Consider the following 13,254-nt stretch of genomic DNA (forward strand, 5'->3'; position numbering starts at 1 on the left):
CGGCTCCCGTACAGTCGCACAGCCCTTCGGCCAAGACGACTCCGGCCGCTATGGGCGAGGGCGCGCCCCCGCGGTCGGTGGCGGCCCGCATCGTCGGCCGGATCGGTTCTGGCCTGATGCAGTTCGCGTTGATCGTGATCGGCGTGTTCTGGCTCGTCCCAACACTGGGGCTGTTCATCGCCAGCTTGCGCTCACCGGCCGACAACAGTGCCAGTGGCTGGTGGACGGTGTTCACTCAGCCCTCGCAGTTGACCCTGCGCAACTATGCTCAACTGTTGAGTAACGATTCTTTCGTTGCCTCGTTTTGGAACACGATCGCCATCACGGTGCCCTCGACCGTGATCATCGTGGTCATCGCCTCGCTGGCCGCCTACGCCCTGGCGTGGTTGGAGTTTCCCGGCCGGGATTGGCTGTTCCTGGCAGTGGTGGCGATGCTGGTCGTGCCGTTGCAGATCGCGTTGATCCCCATCGCGCGGCTGTACGGCTCGCTGGGCATCTTCGGCTCGATCACCGGTGTGGTGCTGTTCCACGTCGGCTACGGCCTGCCGTTTGCGATCTTTTTGCTCCGCAACTTCTTCGCCGCCATCCCGCGCGACCTGCTAGAAGCCGCCCGGATGGACGGAGGGCGCGAGTTCACCGTCTTCCGCCGCGTCATCTTGCCGCTGGGCGGCCCCGCCATCGCCTCGTTGACGATCTTCCAGTTCCTGTGGGTGTGGAACGATCTGCTCGTAGCGCTGGTGTTCGCCGGCGCCGATACGCAGCCCATGACCAAGGCGTTGCAGTCGCAGATGCGCCAATTCGGGGCCAACATCGACGTGTTGGCCTCAGGGGCGTTTCTGTCGCTGGTCATCCCGCTTTTGGTGTTCTTTGCCTTCCAGCGTTACTTTGTCCAAGGTCTCACCGCGGGCGCCGTGAAGTAGGCCGGCGCCCGCGTCCCGCCCGGCCCGCCGACGTGTGCCATCCGGGAGGGGCACATACGCGGGGACCGGCGCCGTTCAACAGCGGAATCGGTCCCCGCGCCATGGCTGCCGGTGCCGGCGAGCCGAGCCGGCCGTGGGCTCGCTGGGCTCAGGACAGGCCGATGGCCATGCCGGTGGAGCTGTCGAAGAAGTGCACGTGCCGGGTGTCCACCGCAAGCTGGACGGTCTGGCCGGGCCGGACATTGCTGCGCGGGTTGACCCGAGCGGTGAACACCGAACGGTTCTCACCCGACAGCGGCAGTGCGGCGTCTTCCTCATCGTCGGAATCGCTGCTGGCGGTGCCCGTGGCGTCGTGGTCCACCGGCGGGGTGTCGACGCTGAAGATCACGTTGATCTCGGTGCCCAACTCCTCGGTGACGTCGGCGACGACCTCCAAAGTGCCGTTGGTGTGAGAGGCCAGCGCGGCGTCGTCGAAGTCGGAGGGGCGGATGCCGACGATGACGTCGCGGCCGAAGTAGTCGCGCAGTTGCGGACGTTGGTTCAGCGTCTCGGTCGGGATCGGCAGCACCGTGTTGGCGAAGGACAGCTTGCCGGCGTCGCCGTCAGCGTCCACACGCGCGGTCGCGAAATTCATGGCGGGCGAGCCCATGAAGCCCGCCACGAACAGGTTGACCGGGCGATCGAAGAGGTTCTTCGGCGTGTCGACCTGCTGTAGCTTGCCGTCGCGCATGACGGCCACGCGGTCGCCCAGCGTCATCGCCTCGGTCTGGTCGTGGGTGACGTAGACCGTGGTCACGCCCAGGCGATCGTGGAGCTGGTTCAGCGAGGCGCGCATCTGCACGCGCAGCTTGGCGTCGAGGTTGGACAGCGGCTCGTCCATGAGGAACGCCTGGGGCTGACGCACGATCGCGCGCCCCATCGCCACCCGCTGGCGCTGCCCACCCGAGAGAGCGGCCGGCTTGCGCTTGAGGTAGGGCTCTAGGCCGAGCATGGCCGCGGCCTCCTTGACGCGCTCTGCGATCTCGGGCTTGGACATCTTGCGCAGCTTCAGCCCGAAGGCGAGGTTCTGCTCGACCGTCATGTGGGGGTAGAGCGCGTAGTTCTGGAACACCATGGCGATGTCGCGGTTCTTGGGCGGCAGGTCGTTGACGACCTTCTCGCCGATGGTGAGCTTGCCGTCGGTGATCTCTTCCAGACCGGCGATCATCCGCAGCGCCGTGGACTTCCCGCACCCGGAGGGGCCGACGAGCACCATGAACTCGCCGTCGGCGATCTCCAGGTCGAGATGGTTCACCGCCTTGACTCCGCCCGAGTAAACCTTGTCGACGCCCTCAAGGGCAATTTTCGCCATGGATCAACAGCTCCCGTTCTGGGTGGGGCCCAGTCGCCGAAGGGCACCGTGGCGCCGTACTGCGGCTGGTGCCACGCGCATCGGCCACGGTGCCTCTTGTGTTCCAGTTTGATCGGATTGGATCGATCGTCTGCGGTAGTTACTGATCGCTTCGTATCGATCCATGGCCAATATCGAACATCATTACTGACCGTTTGTCGAGTGTTTGGGGGGAAACTCGGTCTTTTGTCTCACAATTTGAGACAATTTGGCTGGTTGGCGGTGAAATGGGTCGTGGGAGTGATCAATCGCGTGATCAAAAGCGTCCGGTGTCGATCCAGCGGTGCGCCCGCCCGAAGTTGGCCGGCTTCGGCCACGCATCCCCATCCCCCTCGTGGCCCCGGTTCGCGTGTCCCACCGCCGCCACGACGACCACGACAGAGCGGTTTTCGCAGCTTCGGCCTTGAGTGGCATCGCGATCACAGGTGCGTTAGCCTGGCACGCGACTACCGAGCCCATAGTTCCCGATGTCTCCCACCGTTGCGCCGAAGTGGTCCGGCGAAGGGCACCGACACGAGGTGACGATCGGGGTGGGCGATCAGGAGTCTCGGTAGGCTACCGACCGTCCAGCACTGGACGGACCGGCTGAGCGGTCCGGTCATTGGCGTGCCCGATGCCGCACCAGGCGCCAGGTGTGGCGAAAGGTTCGGTAAGGGCCGGAGCACCGCGGCCGGGCGGGGGGTTGGACCCGGATAAGGCCCGAACATCCAGTAGACAACGGTCTCCGCGCTTGTTGCCGACGAGACGGATCCGGTCCGAAGGGTGATCGGGCCTTTTCCGCGTCCCCCCAGTACGCACACGGTCCGCCGAGGGGGCGACACCTCTTCGCCCCTCGGCCTCTCGCTCCAGCTCACGGAGGTGCCCGCCGGGCCACCCCTCCCTGCCTACGGCCCAGCCCGCGGTTGCACTAGTCTCGAACCGTCGCCTGTTCTCCGCCGAAGGAAAGCGAGCCGCGCGTGGTCACTGCGGACACCTCATCTCCGGCGCGGTCCCAGCCCCCGCAGCCCGACGTCGACCGTACCCACGGCCGTCCGCGGCTCCTTATCCTGCTGCGCGCCGCCACGGCCGCCGCCTCCGGCCTGGCTCAACTGCTCGCCCTGCCACCCTACGAGCTATGGGCGCTGGCGCCGTTCAGCGCCGCCCTGCTCGCCGGCGCCGTCGCTGGGACCCGGCTGCGCCGTGCCGCGTGGCTGGGCCTGCTCAGTGGTGCCGCCCTCATGTTTCCGCTGGTCGTCTGGCAAGACGTCTTCGGTGTAGATGTCTGGCTCGTCATCGCCGCGGCCGAAACCCTGTACTACATCCCCATGGCCATGGGCATAGCCCTGGTGATGCGGCTGCCCGGCTGGGTGGCGTGGGTTCCCGCGCTGTGGGTCGCCCAGGAGTTCGTCCGTGCCCGCTTCCCGCTGGGGGGATTCCCCTGGGGCAAACTCGCCTTCAGCCAGCCCGAAACCCCCTTCACCGGCTACGCGGCGTGGGGCTCCTCCCCGCTCGTGACGTTCATGGTGGCTTTGACCGGAACGGTGCTGTTGTGGGGGGCGACGCGGCTGCGCTCTCCCCACCGTCCCGGCGGGGCGCGCGCCGTAGCGCTACCGGCGAGTGTGGCCGTGGCCGGCGTCGTCGCGATTCTCGCTGTGGGAACGGTGGCGCCGCGGGTGGCCGCGCCCACGCCCGACCACCAGGTCACGGTCGCGCTCGTCCAAGGCGACGTCCCCCGGGTGGCCCAGATGAGCATCCTGGGGCGGCGGATGCAGGTGCTGCGCAATCACGTCGACGGGGTCCACGAGCTCGCCCGTCAGGTGCGCGCGGGCCAGGTCGAGCAGCCCGACCTGGTGATCCTGCCCGAGAACTCCAGCGACATCGACGCCTACGCCGAACCGCGGGCCGCCGAGATGATCCAACAGGCCGCCGAGGATATCGACGCGCCGCTGCTGTTCGGCATCGGCCGCTACAGCCAGGACGGCGCCACTCGGCAGATCCGCAGTGTGGTCTGGACCCCCCAAGAGGGACCCACCGACTACTACGTTAAGCGTTACCTGGTGCCCTTCGGGGAGTACATCCCCTTCCGGGAGTTGGCTACCAGCGTTGTTTCGCGGCTGGAACAGATCGGCAGCGACGCCGTTCCCGGCACCGAGCCCGGGGCGCTGCCCATGGGCGAGACCACCGTGGCCACCGCCATCTGCTTCGATGTCGCCTTCGACCGACCCTTGCGGGAGTCGGTGGTCGAAGGGGGCCAGATCTTGGCGGTACCGACCAACAACGCCAACTACAACTTCACCGGCCAGCCCGAGCAGCAGCTCGCCATCACCCGCCTGCGCGCCGTGGAGCACGGCCGCCCCGCGGTCGTGGCCGCCACCAGCGGCCTCAGCGCCATCGTGCGCCCGGACGGCTCGGTCACTTACCGCTCGCCCGAGGCCGAGCCGGCGGTCCACGTCGCCACCGTCACGGCGATGTCGGGACTGACGCCGGCCACCCGCCTGGGCAGCGTCCCCGAGGTGCTGTTGACCCTGATCGCAGCGGGAGCGGTCGTAGCGGCCGGCGTAGGCGAACGCCGTTCGCCACGCGCCGCCGGCCCTCCCCCCTCCGCTCCGGACACCTCCACCGCCCCGCCGCACTCCTGAGGCCGTCCTCGCAGCTCGGTGCCCTCCACGCGGTGGCCGCCTGCCGTGCGCTCGCCTGCACAGCCGTGCCGGGCGCCCGGTTGGGCGTTACGAGGCCAGGTGGGCGCGCACCCCCGCCAATACGGCCTCCAGACCTTCACTGAATCGCCGCGCGTGGTCGGGCTCGATCTCGCCCAGCGCGGCGACGTGCGGGTAGCGGCCGTCTAAGACCTGGGGCGCTTCGGGGGTGGCGGCGCTCTCGGCACGGGCCTGGTGGATGACCGCGCCGGTGACATAGGAGTCCAGTACCGCCGCGGCGTGAGCGACAGCCGCCCCGGACAGGCCGGCTTCTTGGAAGGCGGCGTAGTGGGCCTCCAGGGAGCGCAGCGCCGCTGTGGTGTCAGGGCGGCGGTTGATCAGCAACGCCAGCGCGCCGGAGTGCCGCAGCAGCGCCGCCCGGTAGTCGTGGGCCCACACGCGCAGCCGCTCGTCCCAGGGCAGCTCACCTTCCTGCGCCGCCTCCTCCGCCGCGTCGCTGGTGGCCTCGTCGTCCTCGGGGGAGGAGCGCGAACGGGTGACGTCGGTCATGTGCTCGACGATGGCATCGAAGAGCTGTTCCTTGCCCAGAGGGAAGTGGTGGTAGATGGCCATGGCCTCGACCTGGAGCGCGTCGCCGAGGCGGCGCATGGTCAGGCGGCTCAACCCCTGACCATCGATGATGCGCAGGGCTTCGGTGACAATGCGTTCGGTGCTCAGACCGGCGTTGTTACGACTCACCCCACCTATCCTAGACTTACTTTGTAAAGGTGGTGGATGACACGCCTCTTTCCGTCGGCGGTACCAAAATACGCGACGACTGCGACAACGGCCACCGAGCCCACAGAGGCGTGCGCTATTGTGTGGGGGGCGCGAGAGCCAAGCGACACGCCGCAGAAATGTGGTGCGGGTCCGTGGTGACCGCCGTCTGGTAGCGGGAAGGCTGGACGGGCGCCCCGCCAACCTGAACGCGGCGACATCCCCGCCGGCGCTTTAGCCGGAGGCAAGGAAGGCACAAGGGAGCGAGCATGGGGCTGATCGGTCGGAAGGCGAGCGCCGAGGCGCTGCGTCAGCACGCCGCTGACGAGGAGACGGCCCGGCGGCTGCCGGAGTTGCTTGAAGCCGCCCGGCAGGCGGAGCATGCATTCCACGAGGCCCAGCGCGACGACCCCGAGGCCGACACTCCAGAGGTGCGCCGTCTCAGCGCGGCCCTCGACACCGCTCTCACCGACGCGATGCGCGCCGCCTACGCCAAGCAACGGGCACTCATCGGTCCCCGCGGCTACGATGACCGGATCTACCGGCGCAAGCGTTCAGCGCGCCCCGAGGTCAAGGAGGTGACCTCGCTAGCGGAGTCGCTGCTGACCCTGCGCGAGCGCCACCGCCTGCACGGTCCCGGCGGGGTGCTGCGCGAGCCCGTCGCCTAACCCTGCCCAGCGCGCTCGGCGACCGCGCCACGTACGGGTGGATACTGCGGTCGCCGCTGGCCACAGCGGTGAACGGTGCCGCGCGCACGCGCTCGCTGGCCAGGCCAGGGAGGAGATCGCATGCACGATTTCATCCGGATCGACGCAGAGTCGAAAGTCCCCCCCTATGAGCAGATCCGTGCCGCGGTCGCCCATGCCGCCGCCAGCGGAGAGTTGCCTGTGGGCTATCGGCTCCCTACCGTGCGCGCCTTGGCTAAGCAGCTCTCAGTCGCGGTGAACACGGCGGCCCGCGCCTACCGGGAACTGGAGCAGGGCGGTGTGGTCGAGACGCGGGGGCGCTCGGGAACGTTCGTCGCTGCCGGCGGCGACAGCCAGCGGGCCGAGGCGTTGGCTGCTGCCCGTAACTACGCTGAGGTCATCGCGCGCCTTGGCCTCGACCGCACCGAGGCCTTGGAAATCGTTACCGCGGTCCTGCACCGCCCGTAGGAGAGGCCTAGGAGGGGTGCGAGTGCGACCTCAGTTGCCCGCGCCGCGCACGACGAGCAGGTAGAAGGCGATCAGCCCCACCCAGCTCATCAGAATGCCCCACGATCCCACCGTCACAGCGGCCACGATGGTGACGGGGATGGCCACCCCCAGCGTCACGATCCCCATCACCAGTCGCAGCGTGGTGGGGCTGACGCCTTTGCCCGGATGCGGCGCGCCGGCGGCCGGGTGCTGGGCCAGATGGGCGCCGATACGCTCATCGATGGTCGCCTCCAGGCGCTGCGCCAGGGATGCGGCGATCGCGTCGTCGTAGTCGGGGCCCAGCTCACGGCCGGCCCGCAGGGAGGAGGCGATCTCGTTCTTGGGGTCGTGTTCCGAAGCCATGGTGTCGAGTATGACGCGCTCGCCCGGTGCATGGGTCGGGTCAGCCACGCATTGGGGGATATTTCAGGGACAGGGGGAGTTTTCTCGGGGACGGTGCGAGGGGACGCGGCCGCCGGAGGCCGCGCCGCGTGGCTGGTTCGGGTGGTCCCAGGGGAGCGGTGGCCAGGCGGGGCAAGGCAGTTCGATCCGGGTGGCAGCCGCGGCCCGGTAGGGCCGGTGGCGGGCTCGGGGTTCGCCGACCCGGCCCTCCAGCAATGACACGCGACCGATCCCGCCCCGGCAGCGTCTCCCGTGCCTGACCTGAGGGAGGTGCGACGGTCTCCTTACTCGCCCCGTGGTCCACAACGGCGACATGCGGCCAGGGGCGCGACCTCCCCTGGCCGCATGAATTGTTTCCCGCCGTCGGGCGAGCGGTGGCCCGGCCCATGGCGGGTCCGTGCCACCGCGGGTGAGCTAGCTGGCGAAGTCGAGTAGTTGCTGGGCCCGGCTGGGGTGGCGCAGCTTCGACAGCGACTGCTTCTCAAGCTGTCGGATACGCTCGCGCGTGAGTCCCAGGTGCTTGCCGATCTCGTCGAGCGTGCGGGGACGGCCGTCCATCAGGCCAAAGCGCAGCGACATTATGGTCGCCTCGCGTGGCTCCAGATCATCGAGCGCGCTACGGAGCTGGTCAGCCATGAGCTGGCGGTCCACCACCTCGGAAGCTTCAGAGGCGTCGATGTCTTCGATCAGGTCACCGATGCGGGTCTCGCCGTCTTCACCGATGGTGGAGTCGAGACTGATGGGCTGGCGGGTGACCCGCAGCAGTTCCTCGATCTGAGCCGGAGTCTTGTCGAGCTCGTGGGCCAACTCCTCGGGGGTGGGCTCACGTCCCAGCGCCTGGTGCATATCGCGTTCGAGCCGGCTCACCTTGCTCAGCAGCTCCAGCACGTGCACGGGTAGCCGAATGGTACGGGCCGAGTCGGCGAAACCGCGCTGTATGGCCTGCCGAATCCACCACATCGCGTAGGTGGAGAACTTGTAGCCCTTGGCGTAGTCGAACTTTTCGACCGCTCGGATCAGCCCCAGATTGCCCTCTTGCACGACATCGAGGAGGGACATGCCGCGGTCGCTGTACTTCTTGGCGACCGACACCACCAGCCGTAGGTTGGCCTCCAGCATGTGGGACTTGGCCTGGCGGCCGTCCTCAGCCACCCATTCGAGCTCTTCGCGTTCGGTATCGCTCAGCTCCACGGGTTCGGGCCCCGCCTCGCTTTCGCTGCGTCCGAGCTTGTGCTCGGCGTAGAGGCCCGCCTCGATGCGCTTGGCGAGGTCGACTTCCTGCTCGGCGGTGAGCAGTTGCCGCCGTCCAATGGCCTTGAGGTAGGTGTGGACCGAGTCACCCATAGCGGGGGACTGGTCATCCAGGTCGGCTTCTGGTGCTTCGGGCTCTGAGACCGTGGGGGTTTGGCGCTGCACGGCGGCGCCGGGCGTGCCGTTTTCATCGGTCTCAGCCTCGGCGTCGGGGTCGCTGTCTGCGGCGAGGGCCTCCTCAAGTGCGTCGTCATCGGCATCGACCGCCTCGATCACGGCACCGTCACCGTCACCGCTGTTGGCGAGTCGAACTCCGGCGTCGGCCAGTTCCCGCAGGATCGAGCGTCCGTCGGCCGGGCTGATACCAGCCGCGGAGAACGCGGTACGAAGCTCCGCGAGGGACAGATGCCCCTGGGAGCGCCCCCGCGTGAGCAGCTCGTGGAGAGCCGTGGACGCGGCGTTGCCGCCTTCCATCTCCGTGGCTGTAGGAGAACTGGCTAGGGCAGTGCGCGACATGAGGGCACCTCCCTCCCTTCCAAGACGTAAGGCACGCGGCGGCCGGGAATCCGCCGTCTTGGCGCGCCATTATGTCCAACGTGTCAGAGAGTCAAATGTTCCCGATCTCGATTGCGCATCGACATGAGTGGCATACATCACGCCCTCAATGGTTTCAGGATGGTCGCAGGTGCAGGTAGAGATGGCCATTGTCGCGCACTACCGGCGTGGGTGGGGTGCTGTGTGCCTGGCGTGGATGGATACTGGCTCGTACTTCGCATCGCCATTCCCCCAATATCCGGACATCCGTGATGTTCCGTAGACGCATACGGCGCGTCGCGAGTTCCCGAGCGCGTATCCTGTCGCGGTCGTCCGGAGGCTAGTCTGTATCCTCTTCCCGTACTCAAGACATCTCAATCGCTTGGTGTGTCCTTAATGTCGGTCCGGCGTAGCGCTGCCAGGTCGGGCTTGTCCACGGCCAGCATGGGGAGCTTCGTGCGTACGTCGATCTCGTGAGGGGCCGCATAGCTGGGCAGACGGGTACGCACCCAGTCGCGTAGCTGCTCCAGTGGGGGAGGCGCGTCAGGCTCGGCCGGAACCACCACGGCGGTGACACGCTCGCCCCACTCGGGGTCAGGGCGGCCTACCACCACGACCTCGGCTATCGATTCCAGTTGGCTTAGCACGGCCGCGACCTCACTGGCCACCACCTTGTGGCCGCCCGTGTTGATCACGTCGTCCATCCGGCCACGTACGCACAGTGCGCCCTGTTCGTCAAAGGCCCCCAGGTCGTTGGTGCGCACCCAGCTCCGTCCCGTGGCGTCGGTCACCACGGTCTGGCGGGTTAGTTCGGGGCGCAGCCGGTAGCCGCGCAGCAGCATTGGACCGGCCAACCGGATGCGCCCATCGGCCTCCAGTTCGACCGTCACCCCCTCCAGCGGCACCCCGTCATAGACGCACCCGCCGCACGTTTCGCTCATACCGTAGGTCACCACCACCCGGCCGCCCGCCTCGCGCGCGGCCCTGAGCAGCTCCGGTGCGGGGGGCGCTCCCCCCAGCAGGATCGTCGGGAACACCGACAGGTCCGCTTCGGCGGCCAGCAGCCGCCGAAGCTGGGTCGGTACCAGCGACACGTAGGGCCGGTGTTCGCGTCCTGCGTTGAGCACCGAGGCGACGTCGAAACGCCGGTGTAGCGGCGTCGTGCCACAGACCAGCGCGCGTACCAGCACTTGCAGTCCGGAGATGTGGCCGGTGGGCAGGGTGCACAGCCAGGTGTCCCCGGGGCCCGCGCCGATGCGGTCGAGCGAGGCGCGGGCCGAGCGCAGCAGCGCCGTAGCAGAGAGCTCGACCCCCTTGGGGGCTCCCGTGGAGCCAGAAGTGGCCACGATCACGGCGGTGTCCTCGGCGACACGCACCCCGTCGGCTCGGGCGGTGAGGCCCTCGACAGTGCGCACAGCGGTGGGGCGCAGTGTCTCCAGCAGGGTACGTAGCGCCGGGGCAGGGGTGGCCTCCGGCACCGGCAGTACAGCCGGGCCGGTGCCCTGAACAGCTTCGGCGAGCAGGTCGGTGAGGTGAGCGGTATCGAGGCCGATGACCGCGTGCAGCGGGCGGTTCGCCATGGTCGCCCATGCTACGGGGCGCGCGGCCGACGTCCGTGCCACCCATTGTGGCACCCGGCGGCGCGCGTGTAGCGCCTTAACGGGCTAGGGTTGGAAAATCGGATCTTCAGGGCGCTTTCGAGTGATCCCACTGCCGGCCGGCCACAGGTACCGCCGGCATGGAGCGGTCCCGGGGCGCCCTTTCGCAATGTCGCGTAAGGAGAGTGGCGTGAGCAGCGTGATCGATTGGCAGCCGTCGGGGAGCTACACCGACATCACCTACGAGACCGCGGAGGGGATCGCCAAGATCACGATCAACCGGCCGGAGCGGCGCAACGCCTTCCGCCCGCAGACGCTGTTTGAGTTGCAGGAAGCGTTCAATCTGGCTCGTGACGACTCCAACGTTGGTGTCATCATCCTCACCGGCGCTGGAGAGCAGGCGTTTTGCTCGGGCGGTGACCAGAAGATCCGCGGCGATGACGGCTACATGGGCGACGACGAGGTGGCCCAGCGCGGTATCGGTCGGCTGAACGTGCTCGACCTGCAAGTGCAGATCCGGCGCCTGCCCAAGCCGGTGATCGCGATGGTCGCAGGGTACGCGATCGGCGGCGGCCACGTGCTGCACGTCTGCTGCGACCTCACGATCGCCGCCGACAATGCGCGGTTCGGTCAGACGGGACCCAAGGTCGGCTCCTTTGACGGCGGTTATGGCTCCTGGCTGCTGGCCCAGACCGTCGGCCTGAAGAAGGCCCGCGAGATCTGGTATCTGTGCCGCCAGTACAGTGCCGAGGAAGCCGAGCGCATGGGGCTGGTCAACGCTGTGGTGCCGCTGGAGCGCCTCGAAGAGGAGACCGTGACCTGGGCGCGCGAGATGCTGGAGAAGTCGCCGCTGGCGCTGCGCATGGTCAAGGGCGCCATCAACGCCGTCAGCGACGGTGCGGCCGGGATGCAGCAGTTCGCGGGGGACGCCACGATGCTCTACTACATGAGCGAGGAGGCCCAAGAGGGCCGTGACGCCTTTAAGGAGAAGCGGGCTCCCGCCTTCGACCGGTTCCCCCGCCGCCCCTGAGGGAACTCTCCCGCGCGGGGCGCCATAGGTGCAGCTCTCGTTGGCGGCAACGGCGGCAATGCCTGTGAAACGAAAGCCGCCTGGGCGTCCCCGCCCAGGCGAGCGGCCGCATGGGACGGCTCCTCGCCTCAAAGCAGCGGGCGCAACGGTGACAGGATCGCTTCGCTGAGCTTGGCGATCAGCGGACGGCGGCGCCATTCCTCCTCGGTCAGCGGCCAGGCGTTGGTGCAGTCGTTGGCGAACACCGCTTCGAGGTGGCTGGCGACGCCGTCGTCGAAGATCTCCACGTTGATCTCGTAGTTGCCGGTCAGACTCAGCCGGTCGACATTGGCGGTGCCGATCGTGCTCCAATGGCCGTCGATCGTGGCGGTCTTGGCGTGGATCATGGCGTCTTGGAACAGCCACAGGGTGACGCCACCACGCAGCAGGGTCGAGTAGCAGCCGCGGGAGAGCCAGTCGGCCACCACATGGTTGGAGGCGTAGGGCACCAGCACCCGCACATCCACGCCACGGCGGGCTGCCGCGATGAGTGCGTTCAGGATCTCCCGGTCGGGGATGAAATAGGCCTGCGTGATGTAGATGTGTTCCTTGGCCCGGTCGATCGCCTCCAAGAACATCCCCCGGATGGGGTAGATGAGCTGTTCGGGCACGTTGCGGTGAGCCCGGATGGCGGCGTTCCAGTGCGTGGTGCCCACATCGTCGAGCGCGGGCTGGTGCGCGCTGCGGTTCATGTTCCAAAAGTCGCAGAAGGCGTTCTCCAGCTCCCACACCGAGGGGCCCACCATGCGCAGGTGGGTGTCGCGCCACTCAGTGGCATACACCGCCCCCACGTTGTAGCCGCCCACGAAGCCGATCTCCCCGTCGACGGTGAGGATCTTGCGGTGGTCGCGCCCGGACTTGCGCACGTTCAGCAGCAAGATCCCCGGCCGGAACACCGGATAGCGCAAGACGTGCACCGAGGGTGGGAACTGGAAGAATTTCTGAGGCACGACGAGGTTGGCGAACCCGTCGTAGATCACGAAGATCTCCACGCCCCGGTCGGCCGCGTCGATCAGCGCGCGTTTCAGCCGCCAGCCCAGCGCGTCGCCTTTGAAGATGAACGACTCGAACAGGATGCGGTGCCGCGCGGACTCGATGGCGGCGAGCATGTCCTCGTAGACGTCCTCGCCGTAGGTGTAGACCGTGACTGTGGTCGCCCCGACCGGTATCTCTTTGGGAGGCGTTCGGGGAAAGCTCGCCCGGTGTGGGCGCACACGCCGACGCCACATGTTGATGCCGATGAGACCGGCGATAACCGCCACTTGAGCCGCGATCACACCGAACAGGACGCGCTTGATCACGGTCGTGACGGTGGAGCGTCGCGCCATCTCCGCCGTCTTTCCGTCCTCTTCCGTTGCACTGTTTCCCGCAGCCAGCTTAGTCCACGGTCCCGGCGGCCTCTGGCCACAGGTCGCCACAGTGGGCCGGAATCTTTTGTTGGGTGGGGCCGGGCAGCGCCGTCGGTTATGGACATGCCCCACCTACTGGCGAGCGCCGATGATCCGGCTGCTCCTCAGCAGGTG

Annotated in this window: 11 protein-coding genes; 5 read left to right on the top strand and 6 right to left on the bottom strand. The window is 67.9% G+C overall.

Annotated features, from left to right (window positions below):
- Positions 1 to 50: 50 nt before the first annotated feature.
- Positions 51 to 920 (top strand): carbohydrate ABC transporter permease, encoded by an 870-nt coding sequence (locus tag ABD848_RS03715; protein ID WP_344967351.1) that lies wholly within the window; start codon positions 51 to 53, stop codon positions 918 to 920.
- Positions 921 to 1,068: 148 nt separating this feature from the next.
- Here the strand turns inward: ABD848_RS03715 and ABD848_RS03720 are convergent, their stop codons facing one another.
- Positions 1,069 to 2,271 (bottom strand): ABC transporter ATP-binding protein, encoded by a 1,203-nt coding sequence (locus tag ABD848_RS03720; protein WP_344967246.1) that lies wholly within the window; start codon positions 2,269 to 2,271, stop codon positions 1,069 to 1,071.
- Positions 2,272 to 3,266: 995 nt separating this feature from the next.
- Here ABD848_RS03720 and lnt point away from each other — a divergent pair.
- A complete protein-coding gene (lnt, locus tag ABD848_RS03725) occupies positions 3,267 to 4,928 on the top strand; it encodes an apolipoprotein N-acyltransferase (RefSeq protein ID WP_425567411.1) in 1,662 nt (553 codons plus the stop codon).
- An 87-nt stretch (positions 4,929 to 5,015) separates the two neighbouring features.
- Here the strand turns inward: lnt and ABD848_RS03730 are convergent, their stop codons facing one another.
- Positions 5,016 to 5,684: a TetR/AcrR family transcriptional regulator gene (locus ABD848_RS03730; RefSeq protein ID WP_344967248.1), complete on the bottom strand. Its 669-nt coding sequence runs from the start codon at positions 5,682 to 5,684 to the stop codon at positions 5,016 to 5,018.
- Between the two features lie 287 nt (positions 5,685 to 5,971).
- Between ABD848_RS03730 and ABD848_RS03735 the strand changes: the two genes are divergently transcribed.
- On the top strand, positions 5,972 to 6,370 hold the full coding sequence (locus ABD848_RS03735; RefSeq protein WP_344967250.1) for a hypothetical protein: 399 nt from the start codon (positions 5,972 to 5,974) through the stop codon (positions 6,368 to 6,370).
- 120 nt (positions 6,371 to 6,490) lie between these two features.
- Positions 6,491 to 6,856 carry a GntR family transcriptional regulator gene (locus ABD848_RS03740; protein WP_344967252.1) on the top strand — a complete coding sequence of 122 codons (366 nt, stop codon included), beginning with the start codon at positions 6,491 to 6,493 and terminating at the stop codon, positions 6,854 to 6,856.
- Between the two features lie 30 nt (positions 6,857 to 6,886).
- Here the strand turns inward: ABD848_RS03740 and ABD848_RS03745 are convergent, their stop codons facing one another.
- The 3 genes from ABD848_RS03745 to ABD848_RS03755 form a co-directional block, all read right to left on the bottom strand.
- On the bottom strand, positions 6,887 to 7,240 hold the full coding sequence (locus tag ABD848_RS03745; protein WP_344967254.1) for a hypothetical protein: 354 nt from the start codon (positions 7,238 to 7,240) through the stop codon (positions 6,887 to 6,889).
- 453 nt (positions 7,241 to 7,693) lie between these two features.
- On the bottom strand, positions 7,694 to 9,046 hold the full coding sequence (locus tag ABD848_RS03750) for an RNA polymerase sigma factor (protein WP_425567414.1): 1,353 nt from the start codon (positions 9,044 to 9,046) through the stop codon (positions 7,694 to 7,696).
- A gap of 392 nt (positions 9,047 to 9,438) precedes the next feature.
- Positions 9,439 to 10,644 (bottom strand): AMP-binding protein, encoded by a 1,206-nt coding sequence (locus ABD848_RS03755; protein ID WP_344967256.1) that lies wholly within the window; start codon positions 10,642 to 10,644, stop codon positions 9,439 to 9,441.
- 208 nt (positions 10,645 to 10,852) lie between these two features.
- Here ABD848_RS03755 and menB point away from each other — a divergent pair, with 208 nt between their 5' ends.
- Entirely contained in the window at positions 10,853 to 11,692 is an 840-nt protein-coding gene (gene menB, locus ABD848_RS03760; RefSeq protein WP_425567415.1) for a 1,4-dihydroxy-2-naphthoyl-CoA synthase, read from the top strand.
- Between the two features lie 128 nt (positions 11,693 to 11,820).
- On the opposite strand, the gene ABD848_RS03765 is transcribed toward menB, so the two are convergent.
- Positions 11,821 to 13,059: a phospholipase D-like domain-containing protein gene (locus tag ABD848_RS03765; protein ID WP_344967260.1), complete on the bottom strand. Its 1,239-nt coding sequence runs from the start codon at positions 13,057 to 13,059 to the stop codon at positions 11,821 to 11,823.
- Positions 13,060 to 13,254 lie beyond the last annotated feature (195 nt).

The organism is Salinactinospora qingdaonensis, assembly GCF_039539445.1.
In the GTDB taxonomy this organism is placed as follows: Bacteria; Actinomycetota; Actinomycetes; order Streptosporangiales; family Streptosporangiaceae; genus Salinactinospora; species Salinactinospora qingdaonensis.

What these genes read in the sequence shown, in the direction of transcription:
- ABD848_RS03715 (WP_344967351.1), top strand. Translation starts at nt 51, where the DNA reads ATGGGCGAGGGCGCGCCCCCGCGGTCGGTGGCGGCCCGCATCGTCGGC.
- ABD848_RS03720 (WP_344967246.1), bottom strand. Translation starts at nt 2,271, where the DNA reads ATGGCGAAAATTGCCCTTGAGGGCGTCGACAAGGTTTACTCGGGCGGA.
- ABD848_RS03735 (WP_344967250.1), top strand. Translation starts at nt 5,972, where the DNA reads ATGGGGCTGATCGGTCGGAAGGCGAGCGCCGAGGCGCTGCGTCAGCAC.
- ABD848_RS03740 (WP_344967252.1), top strand. Translation starts at nt 6,491, where the DNA reads ATGCACGATTTCATCCGGATCGACGCAGAGTCGAAAGTCCCCCCCTAT.
- ABD848_RS03745 (WP_344967254.1), bottom strand. Translation starts at nt 7,240, where the DNA reads ATGGCTTCGGAACACGACCCCAAGAACGAGATCGCCTCCTCCCTGCGG.
- ABD848_RS03750 (WP_425567414.1), bottom strand. Translation starts at nt 9,046, where the DNA reads ATGTCGCGCACTGCCCTAGCCAGTTCTCCTACAGCCACGGAGATGGAA.
- ABD848_RS03755 (WP_344967256.1), bottom strand. Translation starts at nt 10,644, where the DNA reads ATGGCGAACCGCCCGCTGCACGCGGTCATCGGCCTCGATACCGCTCAC.
- ABD848_RS03765 (WP_344967260.1), bottom strand. Translation starts at nt 13,059, where the DNA reads ATGGCGCGACGCTCCACCGTCACGACCGTGATCAAGCGCGTCCTGTTC.